Origin of the sequence: Parafrankia discariae (genome assembly GCF_000373365.1) — a bacterium.
Classification (GTDB): Bacteria; Actinomycetota; Actinomycetes; order Frankiales; family Frankiaceae; genus Parafrankia; species Parafrankia discariae.
Genome location: NZ_KB891213.1, coordinates 62851 through 81115 on the forward strand (window position 1 = coordinate 62851; position 18265 = coordinate 81115).

Consider the following 18265-nt stretch of genomic DNA (forward strand, 5'->3'; position numbering starts at 1 on the left):
GTGTCCGGCCGCGAGGCACGGCCGGAATCGCGGCCGGTGCCCACGGCGGACGGCGACGCTCAGAGCCGGGTGATGTCAGAGCCGGGTGATGGAAGCCAGCCAGGCCGGGATCGCGCCGGGCCCGAGGGTGATCTCGATCTCGGCCGGCTCGACGGAATCCACCCGCCAGCCGTCGGTGAAGCCGGCCCTGATCTCGTACTGGCTGACCCGGCGTGGTCCGGTCGCCCCGGGGACCTGATCATTGAAGCAGAGCATGAAATAGCGGCCGCCACTGACGATCGTGGCCCCGAGGGCCTCGACGAAACGGGTGCGGTCGTCGTCGGTGAAGATGTGGAACAGGCCGCAGTCGAGCACCGTGTCGAACCTCTCGCCGAGGGCGACCAGCTCCAGGGCGTTCCAGACCAGGAACCGGGCCGACAGGCCCCGGTCGGCCGCCTTGGCGTCGGCGCGGGCGATGGCCGCGGGGGCGGTGTCGATGCCGGTGGCCGCCAGGCCGCGACCGGCGGCCAGCAGCGTGTGTTCCCCGGTGCCGCAGCCCACGTCGAGCACCCGGCTGCGGAGCAGCCCCGCCGCGGCGAGAGCCTCGAACGCCGGTTGGGGGCGACCGATGTCCCAGGGCGGCGTCCCCTGGTAGAACGCGTCGAAATCAGCCGGATGCCGCGGCCGCAGCGGGATGGGCACGCCGTCCGGACCGTTCGCGATGGCCATGCGCAGCGGTCCTCCTCGAGGGTCGGGAACGGTACTCAATGGCCTGGAGCGGAGAGGTTGGTCACTGTGCATAACCGGTCTGTCGCTCCTGGCGTCCACCCAGACTACGGCGCCTGCCCGGGGAGTACCCGCCGGCCGCGGATAAGATCATCGCTGTGCGCAGGGTACTGGTGGTGGGGGCGTCCGGAGCGGGGAAGTCGACACTCGCCCGAAGCATCGCGGAACGCCTGAACGTGCCGCATGTCGAGCTCGACGCGCTCTACCACGGCCCGGGCTGGGAGCCACGCCCCGCCTTCCGGGCCGACGTCGAGGAGATCACCGGCGCTCCGGGCTGGATCGTCGACGGCAACTACTCGGCCGTGCGTGAGCTCCTGTGGGCCAGGGCCGACACGGTCGTCTGGCTGGACCTGCCGCGCTGGCTGGTCGAATGGCAGGTTGTGACGAGGACGGCCCGCCGGGTGGTGTGCCGGACCACACTGTGGAACGGCAACCGGGAACGCTGGCGTGAGCTGCTGCGGGCCTCGCATCCGATCCTTTGGGCGTGGCACAAGCACGGTGAGTACCGGGTGCGCTACGGTGCCCGCTTCGCGGATCCGGTCAACGGCGGGAAGGAGCTGGTTCGGTTGGGTAGCCGCCGGGAGGCTCGGCGCTGGGTCGCCGCGCTGCCACCGGCGCCCCTCGATCGCGCCGTGCGATGACCTGACCGGCGGCGATTTGGTCGATGCTGCGACGGAATCGCAGAAAACAGACTGAGCCCCTGGAACCTTGTGGGTTCCAGGGGCTCAGTCTTCAGGAGTCAGTGACATATTTGATCACAACAGCCCCGCGGGTACACGGGCGCGGCCGCGTCGACTCATGATCGGTCGACCTACTCCCGAACCGACCACTGACGATCGGTGGCAGTAGTCCCCGCGCAGTAGTTCCCGCGGTCTGTACGTGAACTGTCTGCCCAAGTCAGAGGTACCGCCGGACTGTTGGGTATGTCCACCAACTATGTCAAACGCGCGAATCTTCGCGCGCCCCCGCGTCCGAAAACCGCACTTTACGAACAGCGAGGTGAATACGTTCAAGTCTTGAATTGATCTCGATAGCGACGTGGGCCGGTTGCCACGCAGCGACGTGATCGGGCTTGTCGGACCCCTACAAAAACTGAGGTTCTAGCCCCAAGACGAGCTGGCTTCTATCCAGTTGTACTAGCTGAGGGGCTGCACCTTGGCGGCCTGCGGCCCCTTCTGCCCCTGCTCGATGTCGAAGGACACGCGCTGCCCCTCTTCGAGCGACTTGTAGCCGTCACCCACGATGGACGAGAAGTGGGCGAAGACGTCGGGCCCTCCGCCGTCCACTGAGATGAAGCCGAAGCCCTTCTCGGCGTTGAACCACTTGACAGTACCTTCTGACACGGTCGCTCCTCGCTCGCTTGCTGCGGTACACCCACGTGGTGTCCCGAATCTGCGCGGTGATCTCCAACTTCTGATCACCGGTGATGCCATCCTGAAGGTGACCGGCGGCACCCAAATAGAAGAGCAACGGACCCACCGTACACCTTGATCGCGAGTGTGTCGCCTGCGGCCGATCGCAGACAGGAAGCGGCCGGCGGGTCGTGTGCTCCGTGCGTGGTCGGTGAGAGTGGGCGGCCACCGGCCCGCGCGGGCCCGCGATGACCATCCCCGAGCCTGTGGGGCATACGCGTAGCATGCTGTTGTGACAGCCGATGACCTGTGGAGTACGGCGGACATCGCCCGTCGGCTGGGCATCTCGGCGGATCGGGCCCGGCGGCTGTGCGCTCGTGATGATTTTCCCGAGCCCGCCCGGTCTGTGGCCTATTTCGACCTGTGGCGGGCCGGTGACGTCGAGGCCTGGCTGCTGGAGGGTCGGACCACGGACTGATGGTTCCCGGCGCCCTCACCGGCGCCGTGCACGGGCTACCCGCGGGCCACGCGCAGGCCACACGGCGCACTGCGGCGGCGGAGCGTGCCGACCCTGGCTCAGGGCGGGGCGACCCAATCGCGTGCTGAATCCGTACAGGCCGGATCAGTCCCTCAACCAGTCGGGCACCGGGACTTGAAATGTGAAAAGCGGTGCCGCGTCCCGCGAGGGGACCGGCGTCCACCCGGGGTGGCCCCGGGGCCTCAGGAGCCCGGCTCTAGCGCGGAGATGTACGTGCCGGGGTGGGTGGCGCCGTCCTGCCGCAGGACGGGTCCGCGCGCCCACGGGACCGACAGCGGGTCCCGCTCGTCCGGCGGGGTCAGGACGAGGGTGACCGGAGCGAAGACGGGGTTGCCGGTGCCGTCGCCGGGGTCGGTCGGCAGGTAGGCCAGCGTCGCGTGGGCCCGCTCGCCGGGCGCCAGGACGATCCGGGTGGGACTGACCAGGGTGGACCGCACGAGGTCCCAGGTGTCCCCGGTCGCCGACCGCAGCTGCGCGCCGGGGTGCCCGTACAGGGAGCACCCGGCGGTGGAACGGTTGGCGAAGGTCACGTTGAGCTGTCGCTGGCCCGGATCGTCGGCGGGCGCCGTGTCCAGCGTCGCGGTGAGGTCCGCGGCGGTGCACCGCGCGACCGCGGCGGCAGGCGGGGAGCCCGCGGCCCCCGTGGCCCCCGCCGAGATCACGGGGGAGCCCGCCGCCGTGTCGGTCGAGTCGGCGCAGGCCGCGGGAAGGACGGCCGCGACCAGCACGACACCGACCGCCCACCGGCGGCGCACCACGTCTGACGGTCGTCGCACACGTCCTCCATGACGATCGTGGCCCCCGCGCCGGCACCGTCTCACGCGTGGACGGGCGGCGTCGATCAGGGGTCACGACCCCGACACCCCGGGTGCGCGGGCCGGGGTCAGACTCCCAGCAGGGCGCGCTCGGCGGCGCCGTAGAGCGCCTCGAAACGGCGCTGGTAGGCCGGCCACCAGAACCGGTTGAACAGGAACCGGGGGATGGGCGGAACGGTCGCCAGAGCGGCCGTGCGCAGCTCCTTGTGCGCGCCGCTCGAATACCACCCGAACACCGCGGGCGCCCGCCGCCGCCCGATCTCGGCGAGCGCCTGCCGCCCGATCTCCTCCATCTCGGCCAGGGTCAGATGGTCGAGCATGAGCGGCAGGGCTACCGCCTCCTCGTGGTCCAGGTGCGTGTTGATCCGTTCGTGCAGCGCGTCGAGGACCTCAGCCCGCTCGGCGAGCATCACGGAGGTGTCGGCGGCCGCGGCCAGCAGCGGGTCGACGGACTCGTGCTCGGCGGCGAGGGCGTCGAGCTCGCCGGCCGCCTCGGGCGCGCGCCGGCGCAGCAGCGGCCACAGGTCCCGGTCCTCGCCGGTGTGGTGGCAGTGCAGGACGTCTGTGGTCAGCGCGATCTGCTCCTCGATCAGCGCGGCGTGCCCGGCGTCACGCGGGGCGCGGGCGACCCGGGCCAGCCGGCCGAACTCCTGGCGCATCCCCGCGTGCGCGATGACGAAACCGGCCAGGTCATCCATGATCAGTGCGCGGGCCATCGAGGTTCCCTCCCGTTTTCCTTCGGATGGGACTCAGCGTGGCCCTTGCCTCTTTACGGGCACTTGGCAAGTGCTTGGTGCGCTCTTGCCGTCCAGTAGGGGGAGTCGTTCGCCTCGAGCAGGGCGAGCGCCGCGGTCAGGTGCTCCCGGGCCGCCGCATGGTCGCCGAGCGCCAGGTAGGCCTCGCCCAGGTGGCTGTCGACGGCCCCGACGACCGCCGTGCAGGTGCCCAGGCTCGCCAGCTCGCCGGAGAAGGGCCGCAGGCAGGCGATGTCCTCCTCGACGGTGTCCAGGGCGCCGAGGGCCACCGCGGCGTTCAGCCGCATGATGACGGCCCCGAGCCAGGTGTAGTCCCGCGGCGGCAGCCGCAGCTCGGCGAGCGCGGCGCGACCGGCCTCGGGACGCCCGGCAGCGGCGAGGGCCAGGGCCAGCGGCCCGCGCAGGGCCTCGACGCCGGTGGAGGCCAGCGAGCGCACCAGCGTGTCGGCCAGCCGGGCCAGCGTGCCGGCCTGGAGGGCCCGGTCGACGACGTTCACGACGAACGAGGCCTCGACCCCGTTCTGCGCGGCCAGCCCGAGCCGCCCGACGGCGCTGGTCGCCACGTCGGCGGACTCCTCGAGCTCGCCCGCGAAGGCCAGCAGCGCCGCTCGCATGATCGCCGCCTGGTAGGCGAGAGTCGGCGAGCCGAGCCTGGTGACCATCGTGTCGGCCTCGTCCAGCGCGGCCCGCGCCCGCGCGACCTGCCCGGAGCGGACCAGGCCGTCGACGAGGGTCAGCTGGGCGCCGACCAGCAGTTCCGGTGGTGTCGACGGCAGGGACGTCAGCTCGAGCGCGCACGCGCGCCGGTGCTCGGCGTGGTCGACCCCGGTCACGGTGAGGCTGCGCAGGTGCAGCACCCGTGGCAGCAGCACCGGGTCGTCGGCGACCTCCCGGGCCAGGGCCACGGCCACCGCACCGGCCCGCTCGGCCTCGACCATCCGTCCGACGTGGGATTCGAGCACCCCGAGGCACCCGACCGCCAGTGCCCGGTCGCGGCCGGCGGCCGGCAGACCGCCGAGCGCCCGCTCGAGCGCGCGGTGCAGCCGGCCGCGGTCGGTGCCGTAGGGGAACGGGAACCACGGAGAGCCACCCATCGCGGCCTCGGCGACCCGGACGACCAGGTACGGATCGTCGCCGGCCTCGTCGAGGGCCCGGTCCACCACTTCCAGCCCGTCGTTGAGCTGGCCCGCCGCGTAGCGGGCGCCGACCAGGCCGAGCAGAAGCTCCAGGCGGGTGCCGCGGTCGGCCCGCGCCAGCTCGGCCGCGGCCAGCGCCTCCTGCCAGTAGCCGGCCGCGTCCTCGGGCGCGAGCCGGTCGGCCGCCGCGCGCGCCGCGCGGGCGGCGTGCTCCGTCGCGGAACGGGCCGTCTCGCCGCCGAGCTCGGCTGCGGCCAGCCAGTGCCGCGCGACCTCGCCGGCCCGCTCGGGACGTCCGGCGTACCGCTCGGCGGTGACCTCGCCGTACCGGCGGTGCAGATGCGCGCGGCGCAGCCGGGAGTGCCCGGCGTCGAGCGCCTCGCGGACCAGCGCGTGGGAGAACCGGAACCGGCCCAGCGGATCGCCGGCCTCGACGACGAGCCCGGCGGCGAGCGCGGCGTCGAGGAGATCGAGGGAGGTCTCGAAGGTATGCCCGGCGACCTGCGCGACGACGTCCGCGTCGAACTCGCCGCCGGCGACCGCGGCCGTGGCGAGCAGCGCGGCGGCCGGCTCCGGCAGCCGCGCGACCCGCCGGGACAGCACCTCGCGGACGTGATCGGGCAGCACGGCCTGCTCCGGGTCGCGTCGGCCGGGCCCGCGCAGGCGGACGAGCTCGCCGATGAAGAACGGGTTGCCCGCGGTACGGGCGCGCAGGGCGCTCGCCGTCTCGGGCCCCGGGTCCGTGCCGGTGCTGGCCCGCATCAGCTCGCGCACGGCCGCGTCGCCCAGCCCGTCGAGGTGGAGCCGCTCGCCGCCGGATCTGGCCAGCGCGGCGCGGGTGTCCGCCAACGCGCCCGCCTCGTGGGTGCGGAACGTGCCGATCACCAGCACGCCCCGCGGCGCCACCCCGCCGACGTGGGCCAGCAGCCGCAGCGAGGAGACGTCCGCCCAGTGCAGGTCGTCGAGCACGACGACCAACGGCGCGGCCGCCGCCAGATAGCCGGCGACCCCCTCGTACAGCCGCAGCCGGGCCCCGGCCGCGTCGTACCCGCCGGGCTCCTGCGCGCGCTGGTCGATCAGTGCGGCCACGCCGGGCGGCACCGGGACGTCCGGCCGCGCGGCGGCCACCGCGCGCAGGCTCTGCTCCCAGGGCCACAGGGCCGGCGCCACCTCGTGCTCGGGGCACGCCCCCCAGGCGGTCAACACCCCGCCCCGGCGGCCCAGCTCCGCCACGAGCCGCGTCTTGCCGACACCCGGCTCGCCGTCGACCAGCACCACGCGTCCACGCCGGGACGGCGCCGGGATCGCCGCGATCAGCGCCGCGAGCGCCTCGTCACGGCCCACGAACGGGCCGGACGCGGCCGGCGCGGGCGCGGGCGCGGGCGGCAGCGGTGGCGCGGGCTCGGGCGGCAGCGGTGGCGCGGGCTCGGGCGGCAGCGGTGGCGCGGGCGACAGCGCGGGCGCCGGCGCCGCCGGGGGCGGCTCGTGGACGCCGCCGGACCAGGCCAGCGCGGGGTCGTGGCGCAGGACGGCCAGTTCCAGGGCGGCGAGCTCCGGCCCGGGGTCGACGCCCAGCTCCTCGGCCAGGTGGGCGCGCGCCGCCCGCAGCGCGGCGAGCGCCTCCGCCGATCGGCCGCACCGGTAGAGCGCGAGGGCGAACAGCCCCCAGGCCCGCTCACGGAGCGGATGGCGCGCGGTCAGGGCCTCCAGGTCGGCGGCGGCCTCGTCGTGCCGCCCCAGCTCGACGAGCGCTCGCGCGCGGTCCTCGCCGGCGCTCTGCCGCAGCTCCTCCAGGCGGCCGGCCTCCGGCCTGATCCAGGACGCGTCCCGCACGTCGGCGTAGGCGTCGCCGCGCCACAGCGCCAGTGCCGCGTCGAGGACAGGCAGCGCCTCGCCCGGCCGACCGGCCTCCAGCGATCCGCGGGCCGTGCCGAGCGCCGTGACGAACCGCCGGGCGTCGACCTCCGCCGTGTCGGTGCGCAGCGCGTACCCCGGCGCCCGGGTCACCAGCATGGTCGCCCGCGCCCGCGGGTCCCGCTCCGGCTCGAGCAGGCGGCGCAGATTCGACACGTACACCTGCAGGCTGGCGGTCGCGCTGGCCGGCGGCTGGCCGTCCCACAGCCGTTCGATGATTGTCTCGACCGGGATGACGGTGTCGCCGGCGGCCAGGAGAAGGGCGAGCAGCGCACGCTGTTTCGGCGGGCCGAGGTCGAGCGGCACACCGCCCAGGAGCACCTCTACCGGTCCGAGGACCTGAATTCGCACGGGCCCGATAGTAGGGCCGGCGGGAGTGCACCCGTGGCGTGATCGGCCGGTCGCTCGGTCGCCGTCAGCCGGTCGCGGTCAGCTGGTCGCGGTCAGCCGGTCGCGGGCCGCCGGCCGTGGTCAGTCGATCGCGGTCATGCGAAGCCCCGCGATCGAGGTGTCGTCGCAGCCGGTGAAGAAGCCGCCGACGACATCCTCGACCTGGTCGAAGGAATCAGCCGCGTACAGCACCGGCTGGTATCTCGTGATGTCGTAGTCGGTCGTTCCCATGGCCGCGATGTCCAGCGGGCGGACCTGGACGGAGCGGAACTCCTCCATTTCTCCGTACGAGGAGAGGATTCCCGCGCCGTAGGCCTTGAGATCACCGTTCTCGTAGACCGTGCCGAACTCCAGCGTGAACCAGAAGACCTTGGAGATGAACTGCAGCGCGTCGGTCGACCCGGCGCGGCGGGCCGCCGCGCCGGCCGCCCGGTACAACGCGGCGAACCGGTCGCTGGCCAGCGCGTTCGCGTGCCCGACGACCTCGTGGATGACATCGGGTTCCGGGGTGTAGAAGGGCACCGTGTGGTGCCGCAGGTACTGCGTGGCGTGGAAGACGCCGTCGGCGAGCGAGCCGTAGAACTCCCGCAACCCGACGAGGCCGGCCGCGGGCACATAACGGAAACCGGTCAGTTCGCGCAGCGGCCCGCTCACCTCGTCGAGCTGCGGGATCCGGTCGGCGGGCAGGCCGAGGCGCGCCGCGCCGCGCAGGAACTCGGCGCAGGCACACCCCCGGTAGGCCAGCGCCAGCTCACCGGTGACCAGTCGCCAGACCGCGTGCTCGGCCTCGGTGTACGCCACCCGCGGAACGGGCTGCCCGGGGCGCCACCGCAGGGCGAGCTGGGCGATCTGATTACGCCGGGCCTGGTATTCGCGGTCGGCCGCCCCCGGATGGGAGCTGGCCAGGCGGACTTCGACCTGCCCGTCCGCCTTTTCCACGACAGGGGCGAAATACTGCGCCTCCTCGAACACCGCCACCTCCTCCGCCGGGGTCGGTACCCACGGCCCAGGAGACCACCGGTTCCGTGGCGTCGCAACCACACCGCGCGGTGACGGGCCCGGCGACGGTGGCGAGCGCCGCGTGCCCGGGGGTCAGCCGTCCTCGTCCTCGGGTGCGAACCTGGCCAGAGCCGGCACCGCCGGAACGAAGTAGTAGGCGCCGCTGACGGGCGTCGTGTAGCGGGTGAGCGCGTCGCGCAGGCCGTCGTCGCTGCCGGCCATCCGCCGCAGCATGATCTCCAGGCGCCGCTGCTCACTGCTGAAGCCGACGAACATGGTGCCGTGGTCGGTGACCGTGCCGAAGGCGGTGTTCCGGCGGAAGATCTTCAGCTCGGCGCCGTCCTCCTCGACGACCGTCCGGGAGACGTGCGAGGTCGGTGGCATCACGTCCTCGGCGAGTTCGGTGCTGTCGGCCTTGGTGCGGCCGATCACCTGCTCCTGCTCCTCCACGGGGAGCGCCTGGAAGCTGTCCGAGTCGTGCCGCCACTGCTGGATCAGGACGACACTGCTGCCGGCTCCGGCGCCCTCCGCCACCACGGCGACGGCGGCGGCCTCGAGCAGCGAGGGGTTCTCCGTGCCGTCGATGAACCCCGTCAGGTCACGGTCGTGCTGGTACAGCCACCCGGTGACCTCACTGACAACCGTCGCGATCCCGGCCAGCGCGGCGACGACATCCCGCGTGTTGTTGAAGACGGCGGTGCGGTCACCTCCCGCGACCCAGACCCACGCGTCGTGCTGGGTGGCGGGCATCCGGAAGCCCTCGACGCCCACCACGGGCTCGGCGAAGCCGCGCGCACCCGGCGGCAGCCCGCCGGGCTCGACGAGCGCCCACAGCTCCGGGCGGAAACCGACGACGAGGTTGACCCCGCCGCCGGTCGACAGCGGGCCGGTCAGGGCGGCGACCGCCTTCACCAACTCCGCGACTGACGCGCCGTCACGGAGATCGAACTCCAGGTAGCAGTGCTCCGGCGTGCCGAGGCCGAAGATTCCCGTCTGCGTCACCAACCCAGCCTTTCCCGTTCGCGGCCCCACGGCCGCCCGCCCCATCCTTGTCGACTCTGCCAGTGCGGGGAGAGGGCCGACCGGCCTCGGTGCCGCCGCGGCCGGGCGTGGCTGGCCAGGGGGCCGCGGCGTGAGATCGCCGTACTCCGGCTGATCGCCGGTGGTGCGTGCGGCGCAGACCCACGGCGGGAGCCATGCCGAGGATCAGGTCCACCGCGTCCGCGCGGAACCCTTCGTGAGCCGGCCGGCGAGCCGTACGTCAGACGTCGGACCAGCCGCGGATGAGTGCGGCCTGCCCGTGGAGCACGCCCTCGGTGTCGAGGAGGTTCCAGATCGTCGTGTCCTCGATCCAGAAACGGCGGCCCGACCGCGCGGTGCGTTCGCCGCGGTAGTCCCTGGCGTAGCCGCGCAGCAGGACGCCGTCCATCAGCCGCCGGCGCGCGTCCCGGCTGTCGGCCTGGGCGGACAGCCGGGACGGCAGTCCGACGAACTCGTCCCAGGTGTATTCGAATTCTGGGGCATCGACCGGGAGGCGGGAACGAAGGGCGGCCGACGTCCAAGGCCAGACGATCCAAGAGCGAGGATCGACATTACGGGAGTCCGCCGCGGCAGGCCGGTGGGGGATGCGGGTCGGGCGGCGCGGCCGTGCCCAGGATCTACCGCGCCGTCTGGTCCAGGCGGAGCCGATCGTCAGTCGTCCCTGAGACCAGCTCGGGCCGGCCCGTCGCCGATCCGCCGGCGAGCCGTTCGAGCAGCTCGGCTGCCCGGGTCTCGCGTCCTGCCCGCGCGATCTCGACCTGCAGCCGACGGGCCACGGCGGCGTACCGGGGGTCGGTGAGGACCGTCGCGACGGCTCGGCGGATCGCGTTCGGCCCCGGGGTCTGGGTGCGCAGGTTCACCCCGGCGCCGGACGCGGCCACCCGGGCGTTGACCTCCATTTTGTCCTCGGTCATGCCCGCGCCGACGATCGGGACGCCGTGCGAGAGCGCGAGCTGCACACCGCCATAGCCGCCGTTGGTGACGAAAACGTCGACCCAGGGCAGCAGCTGGTCGAACGGGATGAACCGCTCGACCCGCGCGTTGGCCGGCAGCGGCCCGAGTTCCGCCGGGTCGCCGCCTCCGGTGACCGCGACGACGAGGACGTTCTCGTCCGCGAGCCCGGCCAGCGCGGGCCGGATCAGCTGATCGGCGTGGGTGGCGACGGTGCCCTGGGTGACGAGGACGACCCGCCGCCCGGACAGCTCGTGCCACCAGGACGGCGGCTCCCACGCGGGGTCCACCGGCGGCCGTGGCGGCCCGACGAAGGCGATCTGGCCGGGTGGATCCGAGACCTGGTATTCGAAGCTGGGTGGACTGAACTGCAGGTAGAGCCGAGTGGCCAGCGGATAGGAGAAAATCGCCCCGCTCGCGGGGGGAAGGCCGAACATCCGCCTGGCCCGGTTGATCTCGTTGGCCACCGGCCGGTACACCACCTGGTTGGTGAAGCCGGCCAGCGTCCTGTTGCGCAGCCGGCCCAGTGGGCCGGTGGCCGGCGCCAGGCCCATACCGAAGGGCGCGAGATCCCTGCTGGGGAAGGGAAGGACGGTGATGCCGAACCCGGCCAGCGGCGGTCCGCCCAGCTCCTGGAGGAGTATCCCGCCGATGAAGGCGGTGTCGGTGACCACCGCGTCGGCCGGCTCCTCCCGCAGCAGCGCCGTCAGGTCCCGAACCTGGTTCGGGACCGGCTTGGAGAGCCCCTGAACCAGGTCGAACCGCACCTTTTTCAGACCGGACAGCTTCTGACGCCCGGGGAAGTGCTGCTCCAGCTGGGCAAGGCTGTAAAAGCTGTAGTCGAAGTCGGGATCGGTGATCGGGCGAAAGCCGGCACCGACGGCTGCGATCTTTTCGGCGAAGGCACCGCCGGTGTACCAGCGCACGGTGTGGCCACGTTCGATCAGGGCGCGGGCGACGGGCAGCGCGGGCACGGTGTGGCCGACGGCCGGGACCGTGGCGAACAGGAAGCGGGCCACGACGGATCCTCCTCGGACAGGGCGATGCCTGCGCGACACCCGCGACGCGTTGAGGTCACCCTGTGCGGTGAGTCTTCCCGAAGCGATTCTCCGGAGTGTCACTCAAGAGTTTGAAAACTATCAGGCCGGGTCAAATCGATCATGGTTTTGGCGCGAGTAGACATGGATTCCCGGTAGTCGTGAAGGGTCGGGTTGTTTCCGTATCTACGAGGATAACCCGCAGTCCGCTTTGTAGTGGCGGGATCGCCGCTCCGATCGCTTCTTTCTGCTTTCCGCCGGATGGCACGGCCTCTTCGCGTTCAAAGAGGAGAAACATTTGGGAAGTAAGCCGGTAGTAAATTGTCCGGGTGGTTGACGGTGCTTACCCCACGATGCGACGATCGGTGAGTCCGCTGGTCCGGCGGTGCCCGCGTGAGGAAAGCCCCGAGCGGTCAGACAGGCGGTGCCGTGGCGAGCATTGGCGGTGTGGTCGGGGCTGTCCGATGAATGTCCAGGTGCGAACCGGGGCGGGTGACCGAACGGTGGGCAGGCCGCGGCGGCTGACGTTCGGGGCGTTGTTGCACGGCGCGGGAGGGCACGGCGCGGCCTGGCGCCATCCGCCCGCACCACCGGACGGGCAGCTGGACCTGCTTTTCCACATCAGCCTCGCCCGGACGCTGGAACGCGGCACCTTCGACGCGCTGTTCATCGCGGACGTCGTCGCGAGCTGGGGCCATGATCCGGACCCGCCGCGGCGCACCGTCCGCGCCGGCCACTTCGAGCCGTTCACCCTGCTGGCCGCGCTCTCGACGGTGACCGAGCGGATCGGCCTGGTCGCGACGGCGACCACCACCGACAACGAGCCTTTTCACATTGCCCGGAAACTCGCCTCACTCGACCACCTGTCGGGCGGCCGCGCCGGCTGGAACGCGGTGACCTCGACCGACCCATGGGAGGCGGGCGACTTCGGTCGTGACACCCATCTCGACCCTGCCCTGCGCCGCCGGCGGGCCGAGGAGTTCGTCGAGGTCGTCCGCGGGCTCTGGGATAGCTTCACCGACGGCTCGGTCGTCCGTGATCGAGCCCGTGGCATCTACTACGAGCCCGCCGGGCTGCGCACGCCGCACCACGCGGGGGAGCACTTCACGGTCCGCGGGCCGCTGAACATCTCCCGGCCACCCCAGGGCGCCCCGGTGATCTTCCAGGTCGGGGCGTCGGAGACCGGCGGGGACTTCGCCGCCCGGCACGGCGAGGTCATCTGCACGGCGCCGACATCGCTGGCGGGCGCGCGGGCCTTCTGCACCGATCTCAAGGGGCGAGCGGCGGCGCACGGCCGCGACCCCGACAACGTTCTGATCTGGCCGGTGCTCGCCCCCCACGTCGCGAGCACCGAGGCCGAGGCCCGGGCCCGGCTCGACGAGCTGCGGGAGCCGCCGCCTCCGGACCTCGCCGGGCAGGAGAACCTGACGCTCCGCGAGGTGGAACCGCGGTTCGCCGCCGTCTCCTCTGTCGTCGGCACGCCCGGGACGGTCGCCGACCACATCGAGCGCTGATTCCGCGCCCGGGCGGCCGACGGCTTCAACGTCAGATTTCCCCGTCTGCCCGGCTCGGCCGAGGACTTCGTCGACCACGTCGTGCCCGAGCTACGTCGCCGCAGGCTGTTCCGCGCAGAGTACGAGGAGACCACGCTGCGTGGGCATCTGGGCCTCCCGCGGCCACCGAGCCCGCGCGCCGAGCCGGCTGTCGTCGAGGCCGGGCCGACCACCACCGAGGCCGGGCCGACCGCGAGATGACCGCCACGTCGCCGGATCAGTCGCGCCCGCAGCCGCAGCCGCGCCCGCGCCAGCTCCATCTGAACGCGTTCCTCAAACCGCCGGGGGAGTTCCTCGCCGCCTGGCGGCATCCGGCCACGGTGGCCGACGCGGGAGTGAACATCCGCCATGTGATCGAGCTGGCGCGCACCGCCGAGCGGGCGAAGTTCGACGCGGTCTTCTTCGCGGACCTGGTCGGCGTGCCGTTCGCCGACCAGGAGGTGCTGAGCCGGGTCTCGGTCGTCAACGACTCCTTCGAGCCGACCACGCTCATCGCGGCCCTCGCGACGGCGACCAGCCGGATCGGACTGATCGCTACCGCCTCCACAACGTACAACGAGCCGTACCAGCTGGCCCGCGCCTTCGCCTCCCTCGACCACCTCAGCGGCGGGCGGGCCGGCTGGAACGTTGTCACGTCGCTCAACGACGCCGAAGCGCGTAATTTCGGCCTCGAACGGCACCTGGACCACGAACTGCGTTATGAACGCGCCGCAGAGTTCTTCGACGTCGTCACCGGCCTGTGGGACAGCTTCGACGACGACGCCTTTTCTCATGACCGAAAGAGCGGCGTCCACTTCGGCGAGGCCACGCCGCACCGCCTCGACCACCGTGGGAAGCACTTCGCGGTGACCGGGCCGCTCAACATGCCGCGGCCGCCGCAGGGCCGCCCGGTGATCGTGCAGGCCGGCGCGTCGGACGCCGGTCGCGCGTTGGCCGCCCCGGTCGCCGACGTCGTGTTCACCCAGCATCCCGACCTGGCGGACGCGCAGGCGTACTACGCCGACCTGAAGGCACGCGTCCGGGCGGCCGGCCGGAACCCGGACGAGGTGGTGGTGCTGCCCGGCCTGTCGACGGTCGTGGGTCGCACGATCGGCGAGGCCGAGGACAAGCTCGCCCGGCTGACCTCCCTGCTGGACCCGCGCGTCGCGCTGGCGGACCTCGCCTACTGGCTCGGCGGCGTCGACCTGACCGCCCATCCGCTGGACGGGCCGCTGCCGGATCTGCCGGCGTCCAACCAGAGCCGCAGCGCCCAGCGGCACCTCGTCGAGCGGGCCCGGGCCGGCGGCCTGACCATCCGCCAGCTGGCCCGACAGCTCGCCCGGGACACCAGGACCATCGTCGGTACTCCGGAGTCGATCGCGGACCACATCCAGGAATGGTTCGAGGGCCGCGGCGCGGACGGCTTCAACGTCATTTTCCCCTACCTCCCGGACACGCTCGACGACTTCGCCACCCTGGTGATTCCGGAGCTGCGCCGCCGTGGCCTGTTCCGCAGCGAGTACTCCGGCCGAACACTGCGCGAGAACCTCGGTCTGCCCCGGCCGCCCAGTCGCTGGTCCGCGGTCCAGGCCCGGTCGCCCCGATGAGACCTGCCCGCGATCGAGTTCCAGATGTCCCGTTCAGAGAGGGGGCACGGTGACCGCCACCCGAACCGCACCCTACGAAATCCGCCGGGCCAGTCCGGTGCTCGGCTCCGAGATCCTCGGTGTCGACCTGGTGGGTGGCGTCGACGCCGCCACCGCCGAAGCGCTGCGCGAGGATTTCTGGAAGCACAAGGTTCTGGTCTTCCGTGGCCAGAACCTCTCACCGGACGCGCACGTGCAGGCAGTGCAGATCTTCGATGAGCCGTTCGACCATCCCCAGTGGCTGTATCGCCACGAGGACAACCGGCTGGTGTACGTCTTCAGCCTCGAGAAGGCGGGCACGGCCGCGACGTGGCATGTCGGCGGCACCTGGCGGAACCCGCCGTTCAACAGCGAGTCACTGACCTATCAGGTCGTGCCGGAGATCGGTGGCCACACGCTGTGGGCCGATCTGCAGGCGGCGTACGGCGGCCTGTCCGAGCCCTTCAAGCTGCTCCTGGAATCGGTCAACGCCGTGTACAGCGCCTACCCCGGGGACGGGACCTACAACCGGCCGCCGGTGACCGAGACCATCGAGCACCCGGTGGTGCGCGCACACCGCCGCACCGGTCGTAAGGGGCTCTTCCTCAGCTCGTCGGCCCTCCGCCTGACCGGAATCAGCCCGGCCGAGGGAGAAGCCCTCCTACCGTTCCTCCTGGCCCACGCCTCCTCCCCGAACTACACCGTGGGCTTCGGCTGGAAGCCGGGAGACTTCGTGATCTGGGACAACCAGGCCACCTGGCACTACGCGGTGAACGACTACGACGGCCCACGCGAGTATCGCAAGGTCATCGGCGGTTGACTCTGAACGGGTGCCGGCCGGTTCCCCTTGACCAGTCCGCGCGATTTGGAAAACCAATTGAACAATTTGCTGTCGTAAAGTAGCTGAAATCCGATGAAAAGAGGTTGGGGTCATCTAGCGCGAGGTGGGCAATACGCGGCCCGGGGTGGGGGTGAAGGAGAAGGAACACGTGAGTCGGATGACTCTGCCCGCCGCGACGCCGCCGGCTCGGCGTGGGCGGGCCAGGGCAACCACAACCTCGCCGTCGCCGACGTCGACCGGGACGGCCGCGACGAGATCGTCTACGGGTCGATGGCGGTCGACGACGACGGCACCGGCCTGTGGAACACCCGCAACGGGCACGGTGACGCGATGCACGTCGGCGACCTCGACCCGGCGCGCCCCGGCCTCGAGGTGTTCAAGATCGACGAGGGCGCCAGCAAACCCAGCTCGTGGCTGGCCGACGCGGCGACCGGGCAGATCCTGTGGACGACCCCGCCGAACGGCGACAACGGCCGGGGCGTGTCCGACGACATCTGGGACGGCAGCCCCGGCGCCGAGTCGTGGTCGGCGTCCGGTGGCGACGGGATCCTCGACCCGGCCGGCCAGGTGGTCGGCCGCAAGCCGTCCTCGACGAACTTCCTCGTCTGGTGGGACGGCGATCCGGTGCGTGAGCTGCTCGACCGGACGAAAATCGACAAGTACGGGCCGTCCGGCGAGACCCGGCTGCTCACCGCCAGCGGGGCCGTGGCCAACAACGGGACGAAGGCGACGCCGGCCCTGTCCGCCGACCTGTTCGGTGACTGGCGCGAGGAGGTGATCTGGCCGACAGCCGACAGCCGACAGCCGACAGCTGACAGCTCCGCGCTGCGCGTCTACTCGACGCCCATCGCCACCGACCGGCGCATCGTCACCCTGATGCACGACCCGCAGTACCGGGTGGCCGTGGCCTGGCAGAACACCGCCTACAACCAGCCGCCGCACCCCTCGTTCCGCATCGGCGCCGCCATGCCCGCCGCGCCCTGGCCGGACGTGTACACGCCCCGGTAGAAGACCGTGTACACGCCCCGGTGACCGGCCCGGCCCCGAACAGGGCGGCCGGTCACCGGGTCAGGACGCGACGGGGGACGACGCGCCGCGCAGGGTGTCGAGGAGGGTCTCGACCGGTTGGGCACCGGAGATGCCGTAGGTGCGGTCGACGGCGTAGAACGGCACGCCGCTGATGCCGAGCGCGCGGGCCTGACGGAGGTCCTCCTGGACGTCACCGGCGTGCGCGTCGCCGTCGAGGACTTCGCGGGCGCCGTCCGCCGGTAGGCCGACCTCGGCGGCCAGCCGGACGAGGGTGTCCAGGTCGTCGACGGCCACGCCGTCCACCAGGGTGGCGCGCATCAGCCGTTCCTCCAGCGCGCCGGCGAGGTCGAGCGTGGCGGCGAAGTGGACGAGGCGGTGCGCGTCGAAGGTGTTGGCGGTGACGGCCCGGTCGAGGTGGTAGGTCAGACCCTCCTCGGCGGCCAGCGTGCTGACCCGGTCGTTCATGGCCCTGACCTCGGGCGCGGTGACGCCGTACTTGCGGGCGAGCATCTCGGACGTCGGGATGTTCTCGCCGCGCGGCTGCGCCGGGTCGAGCTGGAAGCTACGCCAGACGACCTCGACCTCGCCGGCGTGCTCGTACCGGGCGAGCGCTTTCTCCAGTCGCCGCTTGCCGATGTAGCACCACGGGCAGACGATGTCGGACCAGACTTCGACCTTCATAACGCCTCACCTTACGGTGAGCCGACCACAGCGGATCCGTGCAGCGGCGCCCGGCCGTGCCTGCGCGGATCAGCGACGTGGCTCCCGGTCGCACCTCCGGCCAGCTGTTCGAGCAGCTCGGCCGCCCGGGTCTCACGTCCCGCCCGCACGATCTCGGCCTGCATCCGGCGCGCGGCGGTGGCGTACCGGGAGTCGGCGAGAACCGTCGAGACAGCGCCACGGATCACCTCCGGCTCCGGGGTCTGGGTACGCAGGTCCAGCCCCACACCAGACGCGGCCACCGGGCATTGACCTCGATCTTGTCCTCGGTTCTGCCGGCGCCGACGATCGGGACCCCGTGCGAGAGCGCGAGCTGCACACCGCCATAGCCGCCGTTGGCGACGAAAACGTCGACCTGCGGCAGCAGCCGGTCGAAGGGGATGAACCGCTCCACCCTCGCGTTGGCCGGAAGCGGCCCGAGCTCCGCCGGGTCGCCACCCCCGGTGACCGCGACGACGAGGACGTCCTCGTCCGTGAGCCGGCCAGCGCCGGTCGGATCAGCTGCCGGTGAAGCATTCTGTCTAAGTGCGTGTCTCGTGTGGGGGCGCTGGGTACATATCTGATCATGGATGTGATGGAGAACAGCCTGGCGGTGCGGCTGGTCCCCGACGATCTGTGGGCGCTGGTGGAACCGCTGCTACCCCGGTTCGAGCCCCGCCAGCAAGGTGGCGGGACCGCACCGATTGCCGATCGGGCGGTGTTCACCGCGGTGGTCTACGTGCTGACCGCGGGATGTGCCTGGCGGCACCTACCGGCCGAGTTCGGGGTCTCGGTCCCCACAGCGCACCGCCGGTTCCAGGACTGGACCCGGGCCGGTCTGTGGGC

17 protein-coding genes and 2 pseudogenes are annotated in these 18265 nt (G+C 72.0%); 7 read left to right on the forward strand and 12 right to left on the reverse strand.

The features are described from left to right. Positions 1–75: 75 nt before the first annotated feature. Positions 76–708, reverse strand: coding sequence for a class I SAM-dependent methyltransferase (locus tag B056_RS0115245; protein ID WP_018502731.1), 633 nt, complete (start codon positions 706–708; stop codon positions 76–78). A 155-nt stretch (positions 709–863) separates the two neighbouring features. Between B056_RS0115245 and B056_RS36600 the strand changes: the two genes are divergently transcribed. Continuing rightward, positions 864–1406, forward strand: coding sequence for a P-loop NTPase family protein (locus B056_RS36600; protein WP_035751573.1), 543 nt, complete (start codon positions 864–866; stop codon positions 1404–1406). A 495-nt stretch (positions 1407–1901) separates the two neighbouring features. On the opposite strand, the gene B056_RS0115255 is transcribed toward B056_RS36600, so the two are convergent. After that, positions 1902–2108, reverse strand: a complete 207-nt coding sequence (locus B056_RS0115255; RefSeq protein WP_018502733.1) for a cold-shock protein — start codon at positions 2106–2108, stop codon at positions 1902–1904. A gap of 301 nt (positions 2109–2409) precedes the next feature. On the opposite strand from B056_RS0115255, the gene B056_RS0115260 reads away from it, so the two are divergent. Beyond that, positions 2410–2595, forward strand: coding sequence for a helix-turn-helix transcriptional regulator (locus tag B056_RS0115260; protein ID WP_018502734.1), 186 nt, complete (start codon positions 2410–2412; stop codon positions 2593–2595). Between the two features lie 242 nt (positions 2596–2837). Here the strand turns inward: B056_RS0115260 and B056_RS0115265 are convergent, their stop codons facing one another. From B056_RS0115265 to B056_RS0115295, 7 genes are all read right to left on the reverse strand, one after another. Next, positions 2838–3431: a DUF4232 domain-containing protein gene (locus B056_RS0115265; protein ID WP_076784701.1), complete on the reverse strand. Its 594-nt coding sequence runs from the start codon at positions 3429–3431 to the stop codon at positions 2838–2840. A 107-nt stretch (positions 3432–3538) separates the two neighbouring features. Then, positions 3539–4186, reverse strand: coding sequence for a hemerythrin domain-containing protein (locus B056_RS0115270; protein WP_020572513.1), 648 nt, complete (start codon positions 4184–4186; stop codon positions 3539–3541). Between the two features lie 53 nt (positions 4187–4239). Continuing rightward, positions 4240–7626 carry a BTAD domain-containing putative transcriptional regulator gene (locus B056_RS0115275; RefSeq protein ID WP_035751575.1) on the reverse strand — a complete coding sequence of 1129 codons (3387 nt, stop codon included), beginning with the start codon at positions 7624–7626 and terminating at the stop codon, positions 4240–4242. 120 nt (positions 7627–7746) lie between these two features. After that, positions 7747–8637: a phenylalanine 4-monooxygenase gene (locus B056_RS0115280; RefSeq protein ID WP_026239739.1), complete on the reverse strand. Its 891-nt coding sequence runs from the start codon at positions 8635–8637 to the stop codon at positions 7747–7749. Positions 8638–8757: 120 nt separating this feature from the next. Continuing rightward, positions 8758–9666: a Dyp-type peroxidase gene (locus B056_RS0115285; protein WP_018502739.1), complete on the reverse strand. Its 909-nt coding sequence runs from the start codon at positions 9664–9666 to the stop codon at positions 8758–8760. A 259-nt stretch (positions 9667–9925) separates the two neighbouring features. Beyond that, positions 9926–10360 (reverse strand): MEKHLA domain-containing protein, encoded by a 435-nt coding sequence (locus B056_RS44415; RefSeq protein WP_154677047.1) that lies wholly within the window; start codon positions 10358–10360, stop codon positions 9926–9928. Further along, positions 10323–11675 carry a glycosyltransferase gene (locus B056_RS0115295; protein WP_018502741.1) on the reverse strand — a complete coding sequence of 451 codons (1353 nt, stop codon included), beginning with the start codon at positions 11673–11675 and terminating at the stop codon, positions 10323–10325. Before B056_RS0115295 ends, B056_RS44415 begins: the two co-directional genes overlap by 38 nt. A gap of 482 nt (positions 11676–12157) precedes the next feature. On the opposite strand from B056_RS0115295, the pseudogene B056_RS36610 reads away from it, so the two are divergent. The 4 genes and pseudogenes from B056_RS36610 to B056_RS0115315 form a co-directional block, all read left to right on the forward strand. Then, positions 12158–13447, forward strand: a pseudogene (locus B056_RS36610) (NtaA/DmoA family FMN-dependent monooxygenase). Beyond that, entirely contained in the window at positions 13444–14832 is a 1389-nt protein-coding gene (locus B056_RS0115305; RefSeq protein ID WP_018502744.1) for an LLM class flavin-dependent oxidoreductase, read from the forward strand. Before B056_RS36610 ends, B056_RS0115305 begins: the two are co-directional and overlap by 4 nt. A 49-nt stretch (positions 14833–14881) precedes the next feature. Then, positions 14882–15670: a TauD/TfdA dioxygenase family protein gene (locus tag B056_RS0115310; RefSeq protein ID WP_018502745.1), complete on the forward strand. Its 789-nt coding sequence runs from the start codon at positions 14882–14884 to the stop codon at positions 15668–15670. 204 nt (positions 15671–15874) lie between these two features. Next, positions 15875–16699: pseudogene (locus tag B056_RS0115315) on the forward strand (rhamnogalacturonan lyase family protein); the annotation flags it as partial. Positions 16700–16759: 60 nt separating this feature from the next. Here the strand turns inward: B056_RS0115315 and B056_RS0115320 are convergent. The 3 genes from B056_RS0115320 to B056_RS45780 are packed head-to-tail and all read right to left on the reverse strand — an operon-like array spanning position 16760 to position 18053. Then, entirely contained in the window at positions 16760–17401 is a 642-nt protein-coding gene (locus B056_RS0115320; RefSeq protein ID WP_018502747.1) for a DsbA family oxidoreductase, read from the reverse strand. Positions 17402–17412: 11 nt separating this feature from the next. After that, positions 17413–17628, reverse strand: a complete 216-nt coding sequence (locus B056_RS44425) for a hypothetical protein (protein ID WP_230203009.1) — start codon at positions 17626–17628, stop codon at positions 17413–17415. Then, entirely contained in the window at positions 17625–18053 is a 429-nt protein-coding gene (locus B056_RS45780; RefSeq protein WP_326828231.1) for a glycosyltransferase, read from the reverse strand. The genes B056_RS44425 and B056_RS45780 overlap by 4 nt, the downstream gene beginning before the upstream one ends. Here B056_RS45780 and B056_RS0115335 point away from each other — a divergent pair. Continuing rightward, the coding region (locus B056_RS0115335) for a transposase (protein ID WP_018502750.1) at positions 18015–18265 on the forward strand (251 nt) is incomplete at its 3' end. The two genes, B056_RS45780 and B056_RS0115335, sit on opposite strands and share 39 nt — an antisense overlap.

Bases quoted from the DNA above. Each gene is read 5' to 3' on its own strand.
- B056_RS0115245 (WP_018502731.1), bottom strand. From the start codon at position 708: ATGGCCATCGCGAACGGTCCGGACGGCGTGCCCATCCCGCTGCGGCCG.
- B056_RS0115270 (WP_020572513.1), bottom strand. From the start codon at position 4,186: ATGGCCCGCGCACTGATCATGGATGACCTGGCCGGTTTCGTCATCGCG.
- B056_RS0115305 (WP_018502744.1), top strand. From the start codon at position 13,444: ATGACCGCCACGTCGCCGGATCAGTCGCGCCCGCAGCCGCAGCCGCGC.
- B056_RS0115320 (WP_018502747.1), bottom strand. From the start codon at position 17,401: ATGAAGGTCGAAGTCTGGTCCGACATCGTCTGCCCGTGGTGCTACATC.